The sequence below is a fragment of the Metabacillus dongyingensis genome, from assembly GCF_019933155.2.
In the GTDB taxonomy this organism is placed as follows: domain Bacteria; phylum Bacillota; class Bacilli; order Bacillales; family Bacillaceae; genus Bacillus_P; species Bacillus_P dongyingensis.
Genome location: NZ_CP082944.1, coordinates 1,066,072 through 1,084,663, shown reverse-complemented (window position 1 = coordinate 1,084,663; position 18,592 = coordinate 1,066,072). Strand labels below are relative to the sequence as shown.

At 43.9% G+C, this 18,592-nt stretch carries 12 protein-coding genes; 2 read left to right on the top strand and 10 right to left on the bottom strand.

Annotation, left to right across the window (positions count from 1 at the left end):
• Positions 1-20: 20 nt before the first annotated feature.
• The 4 genes from K8L98_RS05385 to addB form a co-directional block, all read right to left on the bottom strand.
• Positions 21-3,380, bottom strand: coding sequence for an SbcC/MukB-like Walker B domain-containing protein (locus tag K8L98_RS05385; RefSeq protein WP_223440254.1), 3,360 nt, complete (start codon positions 3,378-3,380; stop codon positions 21-23).
• Complete coding sequence (locus K8L98_RS05380) at positions 3,377-4,558, bottom strand: exonuclease SbcCD subunit D (RefSeq protein WP_223440253.1); 1,182 nt, start codon at positions 4,556-4,558, stop codon at positions 3,377-3,379. Before K8L98_RS05380 ends, K8L98_RS05385 begins: the two co-directional genes overlap by 4 nt.
• Before the next feature lie 302 nt (positions 4,559-4,860).
• Complete coding sequence (gene addA, locus K8L98_RS05375) at positions 4,861-8,568, bottom strand: helicase-exonuclease AddAB subunit AddA (protein WP_223440252.1); 3,708 nt, start codon at positions 8,566-8,568, stop codon at positions 4,861-4,863.
• The gene (addB, locus tag K8L98_RS05370) at positions 8,549-12,061 is read right to left on the bottom strand and encodes a helicase-exonuclease AddAB subunit AddB (protein ID WP_223440251.1); all 3,513 of its coding nucleotides are present in this window, start codon (positions 12,059-12,061) and stop codon (positions 8,549-8,551) included. Before addB ends, addA begins: the two co-directional genes overlap by 20 nt.
• 492 nt (positions 12,062-12,553) lie before the next feature.
• Here addB and K8L98_RS05365 point away from each other — a divergent pair, with 492 nt between their 5' ends.
• Positions 12,554-12,952, top strand: a complete 399-nt coding sequence (locus tag K8L98_RS05365) for an MFS transporter (RefSeq protein WP_223440250.1) — start codon at positions 12,554-12,556, stop codon at positions 12,950-12,952.
• 2 nt (positions 12,953-12,954) lie between these two features.
• Here the strand turns inward: K8L98_RS05365 and lepB are convergent, their stop codons facing one another.
• Positions 12,955-13,458 carry a signal peptidase I gene (gene lepB / locus K8L98_RS05360; RefSeq protein ID WP_223440249.1) on the bottom strand — a complete coding sequence of 168 codons (504 nt, stop codon included), beginning with the start codon at positions 13,456-13,458 and terminating at the stop codon, positions 12,955-12,957.
• Between the two features lie 18 nt (positions 13,459-13,476).
• Complete coding sequence (locus tag K8L98_RS05355; RefSeq protein WP_223440247.1) at positions 13,477-14,094, bottom strand: TVP38/TMEM64 family protein; 618 nt, start codon at positions 14,092-14,094, stop codon at positions 13,477-13,479.
• A gap of 183 nt (positions 14,095-14,277) precedes the next feature.
• Here K8L98_RS05355 and K8L98_RS05350 point away from each other — a divergent pair, with 183 nt between their 5' ends.
• Positions 14,278-14,640, top strand: coding sequence for a YhjD family protein (locus tag K8L98_RS05350; protein ID WP_223440245.1), 363 nt, complete (start codon positions 14,278-14,280; stop codon positions 14,638-14,640).
• Here K8L98_RS05350 and K8L98_RS05345 read toward each other — a convergent pair whose 3' ends face one another.
• The 4 genes from K8L98_RS05345 to iolE all read right to left on the bottom strand — a co-directional run bounded on the left by K8L98_RS05345 (position 14,641) and on the right by iolE (position 18,587).
• Positions 14,641-15,213 (bottom strand): competence protein ComK, encoded by a 573-nt coding sequence (locus K8L98_RS05345; protein WP_223440243.1) that lies wholly within the window; start codon positions 15,211-15,213, stop codon positions 14,641-14,643.
• 126 nt (positions 15,214-15,339) lie between these two features.
• Positions 15,340-16,554 carry an MFS transporter gene (locus K8L98_RS05340; RefSeq protein WP_223443191.1) on the bottom strand — a complete coding sequence of 405 codons (1,215 nt, stop codon included), beginning with the start codon at positions 16,552-16,554 and terminating at the stop codon, positions 15,340-15,342.
• A 144-nt stretch (positions 16,555-16,698) separates the two neighbouring features.
• A complete protein-coding gene (locus tag K8L98_RS05335) occupies positions 16,699-17,487 on the bottom strand; it encodes a 5-deoxy-glucuronate isomerase (protein WP_223440241.1) in 789 nt (262 codons plus the stop codon).
• 203 nt (positions 17,488-17,690) lie between these two features.
• Positions 17,691-18,587 (bottom strand): myo-inosose-2 dehydratase, encoded by an 897-nt coding sequence (iolE, locus tag K8L98_RS05330; RefSeq protein WP_223440239.1) that lies wholly within the window; start codon positions 18,585-18,587, stop codon positions 17,691-17,693.
• Positions 18,588-18,592 lie beyond the last annotated feature (5 nt).

The window sequence follows — 18,592 nt, the reverse complement described above, 5'->3', positions numbered from 1 at the left end:
TCCATCCATCCTTTTTATCCCTACATCACTTCAAGCAATACGCTTGTTCCATTTCCAGTCGGCTCAGCAGGCATTACAATAAGCTTCCTCGGCAATCTGGCACGAAGCTCCTGGACATGGCTGATGACGCCTACAGCAAGATTGTCAGACTGCAGCTTTTCAAGGGCTGATATTACCGTTTCAAGCAGCTCCCCATCAAGAGTCCCAAATCCTTCGTCCAAGAAGAAGAACTGAAGCGGATATTCCCCTCTCAGCTGGATTTGAGAGGATAAGGACAAGGCAAGAGCAAGCGAAGTCAAGAACGTTTCTCCGCCGGATAAGCTTGATACAGGACGCCTCACTCCCCCATTTGCATCATCTCTCATAATAAAGCCGCCGCCCGAATCTACTTCAATGGCATAACGCTGTCTCGTCAATTGTCCTAAACGTTCGGAAGCGTCCTCTGCTACCAGGTGAAGCTGTTCTTCTGCCAAAAATTCCACAAAGCCGTTGCCCTTAAAGACAGATTGTAGTTTTTCAAGACGCGCGGCAAGGCTGTCAAGTTCCACACGCTTTTCTTCTATTTCCATAAAGCGTTTATGTTTCTCTTTCAGCAGCTGCAATGCTTTTGCTGCAGCTCCTTTTTCTTCCGCTGCAAGGTCAATCTGTGCCTTGCTTTCAGACTTGAGCTGCTTAATGTCTGTCCATTTTTCAAGGCTGACGGAACGATGATTCAATTTTGTTTCTACACGTTTTAAGTCTGCCAGTACTTGTTTCTTTTTATCCTGATAGGAATCAATTTCATCTTTCATTTTCTGTTTCTCTGCAGATGAAACCAGTGCTTTCACAGCAGCTTCAATATCTGCGAATGGAGTCGCTTGCTTTACCTGATCCCATTTCGCTTTAGACTGGGCAAAACGCAGCTCTGCATGTTCAAATGCCTTCTCTGCTGCATGGCTGCTGCTTTCAGCCTTTTGAACATCCTGCAGGGCAGTCTGCCACTCTTTGTAAAGATTTTTTTCCTTTTGAACAAGCTCTTCTAATGTACGCTCTGTTTCTTGGAGCAAGGAGGCAATGTCACCGTTTACTGTCTCTTGATTCAGCCTTTTCTGCTTCTCGTCTGCTGCCTGCTGCCTATTTTGAACCGAAGCTGAAAGCTCTATCTGAGTGTTTTTGATTTGCTGGGCTTCGTGCTCCAGCTGTTTGATTTGCTTCTCTTTTTCTTCAATAAATTGAACGCTTATTTTCACTCTTGCTTTCAGGTCTTCAAGAACAGCATCCTTTTCACTGATCTGCCGCTGCTTTTCTTCTGCCTGCAGAAAGGAGAGCCCGCTGAACTGCCCGTTCCATTTTTCAAGTCCGGCAAGATATTCTGACTCAATTTGACCATGCTTTTCATTCAATTCCTTTAAATCTTCTTCATTGTTCTTATGAGTATAAAGGTTATGATTGATTTTCTCCTGCCATTCTCTTTCGATGCTTTGAAGCTTTTGAAACCGTTCTTTCGTTTGCAGAAAATCCTGGTTCAGCGCTTTATATTCCGTATGGGGATCAATATCCTGGTTCTCTTCTTCATTTAAAGAAACAACCATCTCCGACAAAAAGGGACAGGCAGAAATCATTTCTCTTGAGAGTTCTTCCCATTTTTCTTTTAAGTGCTGAAGATGCGCGCTGATTGCTGCATCTTCAGCTGTTTTCTTTTCAAGCTCCTCAACCAGTGAACCTGATATTTCTAATAGATCCGTCTCTTTGGCAGGCTCCGGATGATGGGACGAGCCGCATACCGGACAGGGATCGCCATGTGAAAGATGTTTTGCAAGCTCAGCCGCCATTTTCTGATCACGCTGTTTTTCAGCTTTGTTTTTTTCATCCAAAAGGCGCCGTTTGCGTATTTCAGCCTGATGTTGATGCACGTTAAGAAGCTCGCAGCTTCTATGATAAAATTGCTGCACTTCACCGTAGCATTCCTTTATTTTAGTGCCACAAGCCTCGTGCTTCTGTCTTGTGTCCCTCAGCTGTTCTTCTGCATGCTTGACAAGAGCCTCTTTTTTATCCGCTCTCTTCCTCCACTCAGCTAAGGATGCCTCCGTATTAGCGAGGTGAAACCTTTGCTCGGATGCCATCCGTATTTGTTCTCTCTCTTGAACAGTAACAGTATTCTGATCTATTTGGTCTTTTAGCGCCTTTTGCTTTTCAAGCGCTTTTTTCAATAATTCATTTGCCCGCTCCGCTGCTTCTTCCCGCTGCTTTAGATCTTTCGATGCCTCATTAGCCTTTTCCGTCAATTCCTTAATGAAAGTCAATTCATTTTTTAGGTCTTTCTCCAACTCCCTAAGCTGCAATAGCTGTTCTTTTCTCGCCACTAAAATGGGTTCTTCTGCAGCTTTCTTTTCACGTACTTGCTCATAGGAGTTCACTATTTTTGCATAGCGGTTCTTGTGCTGCATAAGGACTTGCTGCAGTTCTTTCATTTGTGTACTGCTGTTGTTCTTTTCTTGTTCAGCTGATTGAAGCGCCTCTGCATATGGCTTGACGTAGTCCGCTTTCTCCGCAGCTTCCAGACGATCCAACAGCGCCGCAATGTCAGTTTTTTGCTCCTCAAGGCCTGACTGTATGCTTTCATACTCTCCCTTTTCAAGCTGAAGCTGCCACACTTCTTCGTACTCTTCATATTGTTTGAGTGTTTGATCGTATTCTTTTTGTCTTTTTTCAAAAAGTATATTTGCCCCTTGCAGCTCTTGTTCAGCAAGATTAACTGCTTCACTTGAAGCATCTCCAAGCCCCGCCTGTTCAGCTGTCAGTTCGTTTTGCTTCCCTTTGGCATGCAGCAATCTTTTTCTGAGCTTTTTAACGAGCTCATCCCCATACTGCTCTAAATGAAACAAACGCTGCAGCATCTGCCTTCTTTCCGCTCCCTTTAAGGACAGGAATTCAGCAAATTTTCCTTGAGGAAGAACGACCGCTCTTGTGAAATCATCAATTGTCAGACCAAGAAGATCATACACTTTTTCATTTACTTCTGCCGCTTTATCAGCAAGAACTACGCTTTCTTCGGTATGCTCCATGATGCGGCAAAGCGAAGTTTTAACACGCTGCTCATCCGTGCGCTTAAACATTCGTTCAACAGAATATCGCCTGGAGCTGCTTGCATTCTCAAGTTCAAATGTAAAAGATACGTGAATGGCATTCTCCGCATGATTTAAAATTCCCTGAGTGTTATTGGCTGCCCGCTCTACTTTTCCGTACAAAGCAAGTGTCATCGCATCAAGAATAGAGGATTTTCCGCTGCCTGTCGGGCCGAATATGCCAAACACGCCGCCTTCGCAAAGAGAACTGAAGTCAATAACCTGCTTTTCTCTAAAACTGTGCAATCCTGAAATGGTAAGGGATATTGGCTTCATTCCTTGTCCTCCTCTTCTTCGGGCTCATCGTGAATCATGTCCAGAAAGAGTTTCATCGTTTCCTGATCGGGCTGTGCCCCCCCGGTCTGCTGCTCATAAAACTTGGCGAAAAGCTCATCTATAGGGAGATTCGCTCTGCTTTCCCGGCTTTGTTCATGTATGTTTTTTTCAAAGACAGGTCGGATATGCACAAAACCGGGGTGAGAATTTCGTAATCTATGAATCTCTTCAAGTGACAGCGTATCTTTTAAATGGACTTCTAAATCAATCCAGGCATTTTGATCTTTTCCCTCATCCAGCCACCGGTGCACCTGGTGCAAGCCTTCTTTAGCTCTCCATTTCACTAATGGTTTTCCGCTTGAGAGCAAGACTTCAGAAACTTGAGCCTGTCCTCCCGGCTCTATGTCTACAATAGAGACCGATTTGGCATAGCCTGATTCTGAAAAACTGTAGGCAAGAGGCGAACCTGAGTATCTTGCCATTGTGCCCGCGCGCTTCAGAGTCTGAGGACGATGCAGATGCCCAAGCGCCACATACTGCGCTTTTTCAGGAAGACTAGAAGCTGCTACCGTATATGCGCCTCCCACTTCTATCGGTCGTTCAGAATCAGTGGAGCTTCCCCCTGCTACATATATATGACTCATTGCCAGATTAACTGTATCACTTCTGAACTGCTCTGCCATATATGCGAATAAATCCCTTATTCTTTCATCATAGGAATTTCGCAAAAGAATTTCATCATGACTGTCTGAGAGCACCTCTTTTAATCTTGCTTCTGAAGGGTAAGCAAGCGCCGCCATCATCATTGATTGATTGACAGCCGGCACATCAACGGTTATAACGCCTGAGGCCGGGTATCCAATCAGATGGATGCCCTGTGTATCTGCAAGCGGTGAAGCTGCCTGCAGCCGTTCAGGGTTGTCATGGTTGCCCGCTATCACAACGACAGGACGGCGGCCTATATCTGAAAGCCTCGAAATGCTTTCATAAAAGAGCTGTTCCGCCGCTGCAGGAGGATTCACGGTATCAAAGGCATCTCCTGCCATAATGACCGCATCCGCTTTTTCATCAATAACGATCTGCGAAAGCTCGTCTAAAAATTGGGCCTGCTCGCGCAGACGGCTTCGCCCTTCAAGCGTTCGGCCTAAATGCCAGTCTGCTGTGTGTAGAATCCGCATAGAGATTTCCCGTCCTTTCTATTCATGCAAGCGCCCGTTTAGCTCCGACATACAGATAAGTTTCAGGCAGAAAAGTCCTGGATTGACTTTTTGCCGGATTTATTTTGGCCAAGGAGCTGGGCGATGCGGCTAGACATCAATGCGCAAAAATTTGTACTTTCTTATCTATTAAGAAAAGCGCAAGCATCCTGGTCAGCTCAGCCATTTGCGGATGAGCCGTTCTGACCGGAAAGCCCGGCGCTTGCGCTAGCCAATCTATCAAATATTCAATATAAAAAAGAAAAGCCTTTCTTTCTCATTTGCTATATTTCAAGTACATTTCCTCCATCAAAAAAGTAAAGAATTTTTGATGAAAGAGGTTTCTTCGTTATTTTTTCAATGGCTTTTCCGTAAAGATCAAGCTGAACCCTGTAGCGTTTCGCTAAAATAGGACGTGCCTGCTGAAATCCTCCCGGATACTTGCCATGAATGGCATCTGTTTTGTAATCTATCAAAACAACACCATCTTTGTCTTCAAATAAACAGTCAATTACCCCTTGAATCAAGACATGTTCACCCATTGCTTCTTCATATAGTTCTTCCGCAGGCAATGCATAACTGAAGGGAACCTCCCTCTCAATTCGGTCTGCTTTTTGAAGTCTTTTTCCGATATCCGTCTGGAAAAAATGAACAATGGAGTCAATCTCAATGCTGCCAGCCTGTTCTTTCGTCAGAATTTCTTTTGTGATTAGTTCTTGTACTTTTTGATCGGTATTTTTGGACGTTACCGGTTCTCTCAGGTTGAGCTGCTGCATGACAGCATGCATAGCTGTCCCTTTTTCTGCAGCCGTGAGCGATTTTTTCTGCATGAATTTTGGACGATCAAACATAAAGGTGTCTTTCTGAGTCCGCAGAATGGTTTCATCACTGTATTCATCTCTAAATTCCTGCTGCCTTTTCACTTCCGATACAGATTGCTTGGAACGGAATACGGTGGCAAACTGATGCTGATACGTCCATGATAACCGGGCTTTAATTTGATCTTGATAATCTGACTGCTGTGCAACAGGTTCAAGGTTTTTCAAAGCACTTAGCATTTCCTGATCGTACTTTTTCTCCTCTTTTTGACTGTCATACAGTTCCTCTTCATCCATTACGTTCACTTCCCACCTGGATGGGTGATCCAGAATGAAAGGACTAGTCTCTTCGCTGTTCTCCCTGAGCCTTTCTGCATCCGCGTGCCGGACTAATGCCGGACCGATCCAGTCAAGATACGATTTAGCCTGTGCCCGCTCAAAATCCGGGAGCAGCCACTCCTCTTGTGTCATTGAATTTTGCCAATCAGACAGCGTTTTTCCTGCGTCTTTCAAAGTGCCAACTAAGAAAAGTTTCTCTTTTGCCCGTGTTAAAGCAACATACAAAACACGGAGCTCTTCTGACAGCAGTTCAATTTTCATCTTTTTCTTCATGGCTGAGAGCGGCAAGGTTGGGTAGCTGATTCGAAGGGACGGCTGAATCAGCTTCGTAGCAAATCCGAGTTCCTTATCGAGCAAATATTTTTTATTCATATCCATCATATTAAACTGTCTTGCAAGCCCTGCAACGAATACGACCGGAAACTCCAGTCCTTTGCTGCTGTGAATGGTCATCAGCCTGACCACATCTTCCTGCTCTCCAAGAGCTCTTGCAGCACCAAGGTCATCACCGCGCTCTTGCATGCGCTCTATAAAGCGAAGGAAACGAAAAAGTCCTCTGAAGGTTGTTGCTTCATACTGGCGGGCTCTGTCATAAAGCGCCCGCAAATTTGCCTGCCGCTGCTTGCCGCCCGGCATTCCTCCGACATAATTAAAAAATTTCGTATCCCGGTACAGCTGCCAGATTAATTCGGAAACTGAGCCCATGCGAGCGAGTTCCCTCCATGTTTGCAGCTGATTATAAAATGACTGGAGTCTTTTGCTGAGTCCAGCGTCTTCCATGGATGCTTCTGCTAAGAAAATTTTTAACGCTTCAAAATACGCGCCTTTTTTTGAATACGTCCGGATGATTGCCAGTTCATTTGTATTCAGTCCAACAACAGGCGATCTTAAAACGGATGCAAGCGGAACATCCTGGTATGGATTATCAATCACTTTAAGCAGTGACATCATAATAGCGACTTCTGTTGCTTCAAAATAGCCCCCTGAGAGGTTGGCATACACAGGAATGCCTTCCTGCTTAAACTCCTCAATAATTTGGGGCGCCCATGGCATAGAGCGGAGCAGGATCACAACATCCCTGTATGTGATGTTCCGGGTTCCGCCGATTTTACGGTCATAAATCTGAAATTTATCCTGAATCATGCCGCGGATTTTCTTTGCCATGACTCTTGCTTCAAGCTGAACGGTCTGAAGTTCTTCGGGATGGAATGGTGCATCATCCTCTGAATCGTCCTCTTCCTCATCTTTGCCGCGGTTTATAAGCAGAAGTTCAGCCCGCATTTTCTCAGAATCCGGATAAGATGCCCCAAGCTTCAGCTCAGCATCAAGGTCGTATGCGACTTCCCCAACCTTCTCTCCCATCAGCTGTTTGAAAAGAAAGTTTGTGCCGTCGATTACTTCTGAACGGCTTCTGAAGTTTTTAGATAAATCGATGCGGAGGCCGCTGTGCTGTCCTTCTTTTGAGAAGGTTTTATATTTGCTTAAAAATAAGAACGGCTCAGCAAGACGGAATCTGTAGATTGATTGTTTTACATCCCCTACCATAAACAGGTTTCCCGGACCACTTTTTGTTACCAGCTTGAGAATGGTTTCCTGAACGAGATTGGTATCCTGATACTCATCGACAAGAACCTCTTTAAACTGATTTTGATAATCAAGAGCTGCTTCACTTGCCTGCAGATGACCAAGCTCATCAAGTGTTCCAAGAATTTGAAGGCAGTAGTGCTCAAGGTCTGAGAAATCAACAATTCCTTTTTGCTTTTTCATTTCATCAAATCGTGCTCCAAACAGCTTCACAAGCCCTGTAAGTGTTTCAATGACAGGTTTTAATTCCCGTAAATCCTGCAAATGGCTTTCATAAGAACGTCCAAACAGCTCTTCCTGCAGCTGTTCAATCTGTTTTTTTGCTGAATTTCGCAGCGCTGTAGTCTGTTCCAGCAATTCCTTGCTGTATTCAGAACCCCTGCATGCCTTTGCCCGTGAAAATGACGTCAGCGCCATTTTCCCAGCCAGTTCCTGCCAAGAATCCTTTACTTCAATCAGTTCCTGGACCTGTCTGATATCATCAGTCAGATTTTCCGCACGCGGAGCGGGGCCGCCAGGTTTTTCAGTCAGTGCAAGCGCCCGCTGCAGTTTTTCGAGACTGCTTGTAAGCTGCATGGATATATCTGCAGTAAGATATGGGAAAAATGGCAGGTTTTCAAGCCGTTCTTCTTCGCTGTACATCTTTGCAAGCTCGTCAAGCCACATGGAAGGATTCGGATGTGAACGTGAAAATTGATAGAGTGCACGTATAAGTGTCTGCAGGTCTGTATCACTTCTATCTGTTGTATAGCGGTCTACTAGATCAAAAAAAGCATCATTATCTGCAAGGCTGTATTGTTCTTCAAAAATATCATCGAGCACCTCATCAATCAGGAGCTGTCCCTCTGTTTCATCTGCAATCCGGAAGCCCGGATCCAAATCGATTAAGTAATAGTACTTCCTCACCACATTCAAGCAGAAGGAATGCAGCGTAGAAATCGCTGCCCGATTTAATAGGGACAGCTGTCTTCTCAAATGAAGGGAAGAGGGGTTTTCCTTCAATGCTTTTTCAAGTGCTTCCCCGATCCGGTTTCTCATTTCTGCCGCAGACGCATTCGTGAAAGTTGCGACCAATAGCCGGTCCACATCGACCGGATTTTCTTTAGAAATGATTTTGCGGATGATTCTCTCTACGAGCACCGCTGTTTTTCCTGATCCTGCAGCTGCTGCCACAAGAATATCCTGCCCGCCTGAGACGATCGCTTTCCATTGATCATCTGTCCACTGGCTGTCACTTGGTTTCGGTATCATTCTCTTCCCCCCCTGCTTCGTTCCGCAATCTGGTGAGAATAACATCATTTTTGTCATCCTTCAGCATGCGGTATTGATTTTCCGCCAATGATTGATCAAATTGACAGACTGACTTAAAGGAGCAAAACGTGCATGGCACTTTCTCCTTCATTTTGTATGGAGCGATGTCAACAACTCCGTTTGTAATATCGGTTCCTATGCTTTGGAAAATGGAGCGCACATGTCCTCGGAGCAAATCAAATTCGCCTTCGCTTGCAATCGCAGAGTCAGACCTGAAGCCGCCATCCTTTTTAAGGCCGGCAGATACAATTTTCGAAAGACCGCTGTCTAATGTCTGATCCATTAACCGTACAGCTTCCTCATCTCCAAGGAGCAGCCCCTTCATTTTGAACTTCTTGAAAATCTCCTCTTCAATTTTATCCTGAGGCAGCTGAGATGCAGTCTGAATCATCGGATCATGCACATGGAAATATAGCACGCCTGCAGGAGTCGCTTCCACTCCAAGCCAGCTTTTAGAGTGTGTAATAATCACATCTAAATACGTCAGCATTTGCAGGGCCAGTCCGTAATACACTTCTGCTAGATTCAGAGCTTTATCGCTTGATTTAAAATCAACGATTCGGAGAAGAACCCCTTTTGAGCTTTCCGCCTTATCCACGCGGTCAATCCTTCCGATCAATTCCATCGTGCATCCATTTTCCAGCTGAAAACGGATTGGAGGCAGCGGACCGCCTTTGCCAAAACCGAGCTCAAGACCGGCCGGCGCAAATCCGCTTGCCTTCGCATGCTCGCTTAAGATAGACGATGCTCTCGTTATAATACTGACAAGCTTTCTTTTTAAATAGTGATGACGGTTTGAGCTTAATAGAATTTCCCTTTGAAGCCTTGGAGCCAGCGTTTCAACTGCATCATGGGAAAGACGGGCACACTGGTCTTTCGATAAATCCTTCCAATCAAGCTTTAATTGCTGCATGCGATCTGAAATCAGCTTTAAAGCTGAGTGAAACATTTGACCGATATCCGGTGCCTCCAAGCGGAAATATTGCCGTTCCTTCAGCTTTAGTCCGTGTGTAGCATAATGGGAAAACGCACAGGCCTTAAACATTTCCATCCGCGAAACACTGCCTTGAATGTGCTCGCCGTACAGCTCTCTGCTGATGTCTGATTGCAGCGTTTCTGCCTCGTTTCGGTAAAACAGGCTTCCCACCACTTTTGATAACGTTTCTTTTTGTTCATGCTTGGTAAAATACGTATACGTATCCCACCAGATGGAGCTGATTGGATAGCTTCGTTTCCAGGCTTGAAGCTGGGATGTCAAATAAGATATCGTAACATCTTCATTCACAATGAAGGACAGCTGCTCCTCTTCAGGCAGCTCCTCAGGCTCATTTATAAAGATTTCCGTTTGAATGTCCGGAAATAAATCTCTTAACCTTTTTATGATCATAGAAGGCAGCAAAGCTTTTCCCTCTTCATCTGCAAGAGGATAGGAGATATACAGCTCATGGGATGCGCCAGCCAATGCTAAATAAATAATAAAACTCTCATCTAAAAGCTGCTCGCGCGCAGTTGGCGCAAGCTCAATCCCCTGATGGTGGAGGGACATCCGGTCTTCCTCTGTCAGCACGCCTTTTTCCATCGGTCTGGCAGGAAGGACACCATCGTTCGCACCAACAACAAATGAAATTTTTACGTTAAGCAGCCTTGAGCGTTCTAAGCTTGCGATGACAACCTGATCAATTGCCGGCGGAACCAGCGCAAACTTCATTGCTTCAAGACCCGTTTCAATCATTTCCGAAAATAGCTTGCGGGAAAGGGAATGCTCATTCATCATCTCAGCAAACTCATCAAGCATTCCTGTTACAGCACTCCATACTTGTGCATGTTCTCTTGCCTCGATCAGTCTTCCCGCTTCCTCAGCTTCCACTCTCAGCTGCTCAAGCTTAAGCGGGATATCCAGATCTTCAAGAAACAGGTACAGAGCCTCAGCCATGCCGATGCCGTTTTTAGCACCTTTCATTCTTTGAGCGAGTCCGCGGAGCGGACGGACAACCAGATCCCTTAGCTGATTGATCATTTCTTCCATTTCATTTTCTTCATCTGTTCTGACATACTCATCGTCCAGAGAATAGTATCTGCGGTAAACAAAGCGTTCTTCCTTCGTCCATTTGCTGCCCTGAATCCCATATGAAAGCACGTAGTTTTCAAACTGATCCATTTTTTCCCGCATATCCTGCTTGTCGGCATCAAGAGGAAGAAGGAGTTCTGTTTTAATGCAGCGGAACACAGCTTCATAGCGCCAGTTGCCATTTAAGACTTCCAGGGCGGATCTGATCAGTTCAATGACAGGGTGATTCAGCATGGAACGCTTTTGATCGATAAAAAATGGAATCTCATAATCTCTGAACACTTGTTCAATTAAGTCCTGATAGTCGCCGATATTCCGAATTAAAACGGCAAGATCTTTATAGCGGTACCTTTCATTCATAACAAAACCGCGGATTTTTCTGGCTATCCCTTCTATTTCTGAGCGGCGGGACGCGGCCTGGGCAATCACCGCGTTTGTTTCTCCTTCGTACGGCTTTAATGGTCTTGACTCAAGATATCGTTCAAGATGGGCAAGAGACGGACGTTCTATAAATCTCGGCATCTCGTTTAATACGAGCACCTCATCCACATCCATCTTTGATTCCTCAGCAAGCATTGAGAGCTTATGATAGGTCATTCCCGTCATTCTGAATAAATGCAGCTCATGCGGCAGATGCTCATGAAACGGCTTGTCCGCTGTAAGTGCAATGGTTACGCTTTTCGCATGATTCATAATTGCCTTGATTACTTCATACTCCTGCGGTGTAAAGCTGTGAAATCCATCTATATAAATATCAGCACTTCGAATATAAGATGATTCAGCAATTTTCTCTGCCAAAAGCTTGAGATAATCCTCTGAATCAACATACGTTCCGCTTAGTTCAATCTCAAGCTGTTTATAAAGGAGGATAACATCATGAAGCTTATCAGCAAGCGCCTTTTCCTGACGGGTGGCATTTACTGACATCCTCTCGAGCTTCTCTTCCATATCCTGCGGCGTGAGGCAATAGCGCTTCAGTTCTGTAATCATCGACTCAATATGTTCGATAAATCCGCTTTTGCTGCTTGCTTTTGCAAAAATTTTAAACTCCTGCTTATGCTGTTCTACAAGCTTCCGGAGCATCATTTGAATCCCTGTGCCAGAAATATGATAACGGCTGATTCCTCCGGTTTCCTGCAGAATCCTCCAGGCCAGACGGCTGAAGCTGAATATTTGAGCCCGCATCATCCCGCCTAAATCAGGCGTCTTAATCAGCTCATATTCAATGCCAAACGTCATTTGATCCGGCACCAAATAAACGATTGGGTCTCCCTCCGGCTGATCAAAAAGATCCATGCGGATTTCATTTAACAGCCGGTGTGTTTTCCCGCTTCCAGATCTCCCTAAAACAAATCTTACTCCCACATTCAGGACCCCTCTCTTAGAAAAGCGCAAGCGCCTTATTCAGCTCCAGCTTGCAGATAAGGAACCGACGGAAAAGTCCGGGCTGGACGTTTTTTGGCGGAGCCTTTCTGAGCGGGGAGTCAGGCGCTTCCGCTTGCCATCATTGATCAAAATTTTATCGTTTCCTATAAAAAGCGCAAGCGCTTTGACCTTACTCTGGGTCTTTAGCCTTTTATCTTTTCTTATCTTTAAAGAATAAAAAGGCATACCATTATGCCTTTTTATTTTTTCATCTATTTCAGTCGTATTCTCTCCCTCTATTTTACTTGAAAAGACATGGGAATACCATTCCCGCACATTTGCCAAGTTTTGCAGAAACAGGAGGTTAACGAAGGCAGAAAAGGGAATAGAATCAATCTGCTTTCATTCTTTTTTTACTCACCGCCATTATGGTCGCAAGCAGCATTTATATGCTTATTCCGATAATCATGAGGAACTGTTTCAAATGAGGTTTTGTTTTGGAGCAAAGCAGCAGGATTAACCGGGGTATTCTTCTCGCTCATCAGTGTTAAGCTGATTATAAAATACGGGAAACTGACTATTGTCAGGTATGCAATGATTGGAATGATCCTTTCATTTATCTTTACATTTTCACGCCCGAACCTTTACATGTCAGCCGGATTTTCTGTCTTATACACGGCATCGCTTTCTGTTTGTATACCCGCAGTCATTTCACTTACCGGCGAATACGGAGGCCGTGGCAGGGCAGCTGCCGTATCCCTCTATTCATTTCTGCTTTTAGCCGGTGCAAGCTTAGGCCCTATAATTGCAGGCATCTTCTCTTTTCATGAAATTCTGTTTTTATTCTCAGTCTTTTACAGCATAGCCGTTCTTTTTACAATCAGAAAATAAGTTCACTCTTTCACTTTCCCGATCACATCATCCTGGCTGATCAATCCGAATTGGCGGCTGTCACGGCTTACGAGACGATTATCCCCCAAAACAAAAAGATAGCCTTCAGGAATTGTTTTTCTTCCGGTGATATCTTTTAATGTAAAGTTCCCTGTTAATCTGCCGAAAGGAGTCCCTTTTTTCTGCGATTTCAAATAGGGTTCTTCCATAGCTTTGCCATTCACGAACAGCTTATCGTTTTTATATGCGAGTTCATCCCCGGGCAAACCGATCACTCTTTTGATATAAGCATCTTCTCCGCCTGGTGCTTTAAACACAACGATATCAAAACGCTTGAAATCAAACAGGCGGTGATTTACCTTATTTATGGACAGCAGATGTCCGGCTGTTAAAGTGGGCTGCATGGAAACACCCTCTACCTTGTAATCAACGAAAACGAGATTTTTCATGGTAATAATGAGCAAGAATGTGATGACAGTTGAAAAAAACCAGTATCTTTTTCTCATCTTAACTCCCCCGTAAATTTAATGATCTCTTTTCTTCTCAAGCATTTTAACATTCATGCGCTTTTCGAGCTGCTTGCCGATCAACCACAATAAAAAAATCACAACAGCGGCAATGACCGTTCTTTCAGGCTGCGTAATCATAGCCCGCAAATCGTAGCCGATGAAACTGATCAAAAAGATCATCACAAACTTTCCGGACAGCACAGCCAAACTGAATTGCCAAATACTCACCTTGGACAGTCCTGCTACGATATTAACTGCTGCAGAAGGCGTAAACGGGAAGCAAAGCAGTAAAAACAAAGGACCAAACCCGTGCCTCTCAAGCCACCCCATCATTCTCTGCACAGATGCGTTCCGGCTGAAAATTCTGAAGAATCTCTCTTGTCCGTATTTACGTATGATCAAAAACAAGATGATTGCCCCAAGACAGCTGCCAATCCAAGAATAAATAAAACCAAACCACAGACCAAACGAATTGGCATTGGCTACAACAAAAACCACTAACGGCAAAAACGGCAGAAATGCTTCAAGCAAAGGCAGGCCTATGCCGAGCAGCGGGCCAAACGAACGGTAATCTTTGAAAAACTCCATCATTCTTTCCATTGTAAAATAATCCAGAAACGCCTCGAGTTCCATGCGGTAAGCTCCTTATATCTTTATCTATGCTATTATTTTACACTTTTGTGTAAAGACTTTAAACATAGAGGAGTATATTGCGGTGTGGGGCATGCATAAAACAGTCTTGCATTTCATAAGCTGATAAAGTAAAATAAAATCGAACATACGTTCTTTTTATAATGTTGAAGCGAGGTTTTTTTGATGACGAGAATTCCCTCAGACCTTCGAGATGCAATTGAAATGTCCATTTACCTCCCGATGACCATTTCCATTTTCAACCGGGACTTATCTATCATTGAACAAAGTCCATTCAAGCTTAAACAGCCCTATCTTAACATCGTGGAAGAATCACTCAAGCTTGCACAAAAGGATCTGACAGTCGTACGCCATGAACTGAAAAAAAACAGCATTAAAGTCAGCCAGGTACAAAGAGATGAAGCATTTACCATGTATTCATTCATCTTTAAAGGCTACGAGGAGCAGCACAATTATTTTAATCCCCGAATACGCAATAAAGTATGCGAACTGATGGAGGATTATTTATTTAAAGTCATAAAAAAGTAATTAGTGCTTGTTCAGCTCCCGAATGATTTGTTCGTAGATGAGGTTAGTCTGCTTTTCCTTTGGAAACAGCAGCAGATTCATTTTACGATGCTCTTCCTCGATACGGGCTGTAATGATCGTTCGCAGCTGGGCTGTCCGGTATAATTGATTTTCAAAAGAAGTGGAAGATACTGAAATCGTCTCACTGCTCCCATTTGTGAAGAAGATTTCTGTATTATCAAAATCAGCTGCTTTATATTGAAGAATATGTGCATGCGAAATCCATGCGCATTGTCTTCTTGAAGAAGAAGACGTTGGAAAGAAAAACATATAATTCCCCGGATCAATGACTATTGGAGGTTTATGTGTAATCCCCATTAGATCTTTCGTGCCGGCTTTGCGGCCTTCATAACTTGAGCCGAAATATGAGCAGCTGCGGTTTACAATATCCTGAGGACTGAGCTTCACAAACAGCTCTTTCTCTACCTCAATTACTCTTGAATACAGCCTCCCCTTGTGCACCTCGGGCAAGATTGCCATCGTAAATCGGTTTGCTATGTAATTATCTAAATACTCTTCTTGCTCATTTCCCAAAAGTTTTCACCTCTTCAATTATATAGGAGTATAGAACTATTTTTAATCTAGCATATCCACCCCCTTTTTTCTACAATTTTACAATATTTTAACAAGATGAGGAAATAAAAATGGAGGTATACAAGATTATGTTGAAACTTGATGCTCCCTTTTATATTTTCTTGATTTCTGGTAAGTTGCACTTTCTGCAGCAGATATCATACCTCCAATGAAGAGCAAAATGGACGACATGATAAAGACGCCCCTGAGGTCCACTTCTCTGGCAATATAGCCTGCTGCTATCGGTCCTGCCACAATTCCGATTGAATAGAGGGACTGATAGAATCCCATTGCCGTTTTGGATCCCGCTTTATGGTTTGTTTTGCTGACTTGGTCCAAGAGAACAGGAAAGATAAAACCAAGGGACAAACCTAATATCGTGTGCAAAAAACAGTAAACAGCCCAATTGTTTGTGCCTCCCATCATTAATAGGGATAAAGCTCCTATAACAAAGCAAATGAACATTATTAAAAAGGGGTTAGTGAAGGATCTTTTTTTCAAAGCAAGCACAACAGGAGCAAGGACGTGCGGTACCATAAAAGCGATGACAAGCAGAAGTATGGCAGCAGCATGATCATTCAGCTCATTAAAATAGACGGATGAAAAACCAAAAATAGTTGTAAAGAGAACAGCGTGGGACAAGAGGGATAAAAGACTTAGTGACCACAATTTCCGATTTTTCACCACATGCTTGACAATTGATTTACCCTGTTTACCTTCCCCTGTTTTGTCTTCTGCCTCCACCGTGTCAGCACTAGACAGGGATAGGACAAGGAAGAGTCCGATTAAAGCAAAAATTCCACCGATCCAGAATAAACTTGTAAAACCCAGAACATCAGCAATCCAGCTGCTGATTGCCATGCTGATCAATTGAGAGGCAACAGTCATTGATTGTAAAATGCCCATTGCTTTTAGTGACCGGCTTTCTTCAAAAGAAGAACTATACCAAATGGTCAGGACTACCCACATGGCAGCTGTAACACCCGCAAGAAACCGTCCGAAAAAGATTGGCATAAAGTCATTCGTCAAGGCCAGCAATAGTGCGCTAATGAATGAAACGGCAAACCCGAAGGCCACCAATAATTTGCTGCTGATTTTATATTTATCCGCCGCGATGCCTAATGGGAATCTGATGATTATTTGCATGATCCCATAGCTGCCCATGATTATTCCTGAGGCATAATATCCCATATCTAATACATCCAAATAAATACTGAATGTTGGGATATAAATATACATCGAAAACCAAAAGCAAAAAACAATACTGAGAAAAACGATATGAAAATTCTGAGGCTGCCGCATTTTATCTTTGATCACCCTAAAACACCTTCCTTCTTCCCCTATTCCATCCCTTGAAACTTCCATGCGCTAAAGCTGATATGTCTTTTTACTGTCAAAAGTCAGAAAAACCTGCACGCTTTTCGAATGCATGCAGGCGGGGAGTATTTATTTTTCCGGCCAGATTTTTGCATCGGGCTCAAGCAGCCATTTATGTTCCTCTTCCATGATTCGTTCTGTCCATGGGCTGTTTTCCAGATGGCGAATCATCCAGCAGAAATACATAGCATATCCCGGTGCAGTAGCCTGAGGATGGTCAAGGTCACCTGGAATCGTAATAAAACTGTTGTGCTCAACGCGGTATGCTTCCGGTCCGACCATTGCACATCCAAAGCCTTGAGGTTTATCAAAACGGTAATAGTACACTTCTGGCTGAGCATGATGGTGAGGCGGATAGCTGGACCATCGGCCTGGATAGGAAATGACTTCTCCTATAACAAGATTCGAATAAGGAGCACTATTATAATCAAAAATAGTCCGGATGACACGTTCTGCCGTTCCGTTCCAGACGCCTTCTCCGGCAACTGTGCTCTTGCAATCCTTCGGCGTATATAATTTCGCTTCAAATATACGGTCATTGTCTGTTTTTTGAACTAGCACTTCGCTTGCTGAAAGCGCCGTAATCGTTACATCTACACCTTTGGGAACGTGAAGACACCAAGGATCTTCTTCAAAAACGCTATCACGCTTCATTTCCTGTGTCTTCCCGCTCCATTCTATTTGAACGGCACCTTCAAGAAGCAGTATCGCTGTTTCTTGAATACTGTCGCTTAGTGTTTCCGATTTACCAGCCTGCATGGCATAAATACCGATATCCTGCATCATATCGCTGTGTTTACCGTCGCCTTTTGTCATTTCCGTATACCCTTCTGTTAGTTCATCTAATTTTTCATACATGTACAGTTCCTCCTTCGATTTAGGGCACGCCATGTACTCTGAAACATGCGCATATGACGCTTCACACTTTCAGCAGCCGCCTCTATCATGCATTTATGATAAGTAAAGTAATTACGGAAAGGTGCTTCCCCGTTCGCCAATTCAATCACATGGTTAAATGAAGCGTGGACTGCTTCAAACGTACTTCCTCCATTTTCAAAACTTTAAATCCCGCTCATTTCACGAATATACTGGCGTGCTTTCAATGCATATTCAAAAGGATTGGCAACTGCTGGGTCCTGCTCAGCCTCAACGACAAGCCAGCCTTTATATTCAGCTGCACTCAACGCTTCAAACACTGGCTTGAAGTCGATTAAACCATCTCCCGGCACTGTAAATACGCCAGCTTTGACAGCCTGTAAAAAGCTCAGCTTTTCTTCACTCACTTTTTTAACAATATCGGCCCGGACATCTTTTAAGTGAACATGATGAATGCGATCCATATAGGTGTTTAACACGGCAAGATGGTCTTCCCCTGAGAATACAAGGTGCCCTGTATCGTAAAGAAGCGAAACCTTTGCAGGATCCGTTCCAGTCATTAACCGGGCAATTTCTTCTGTCGTCTGAATACCAGTACCCATGTGATGATGGTAGACAATTTTCATACCTTTTTCCGCTGCGAGATCTCCAAGATGATGCAAACCTTCCAATAGCAGCATCCATTCGTTTTCTGTGAAGACTGGCTTATGATCAAACAGCGATGTCTCCATTTGTCCTTGGATGCTGTTGCCTTGTTCAGATACCACAATCACTTTTGCACCCATCTCAAACAAAAAGTCACGGTGTTCTTTAAACGCATCCGCAGTTTCTTCAAATGGTTTTGATGTTAAAAAGGAGCTGAACCATGCGCTGGCAATTTCTAAACCGCGTAAAGACAATGCCTTTTTTAGTACCTTTGTGTCACGCGGATATTTATTTCCCACTTCACTTCCTGTAAATCCGGATAGCGCCATTTCACTAATACATTGCTCGAATGTCACTTCCCCGCCAAGCTCAGGCATATCATCATTTGTCCAGCCGATTGGTGCAATAGCTAATTTCACTTGATTGGTTTTAAACATAGCTG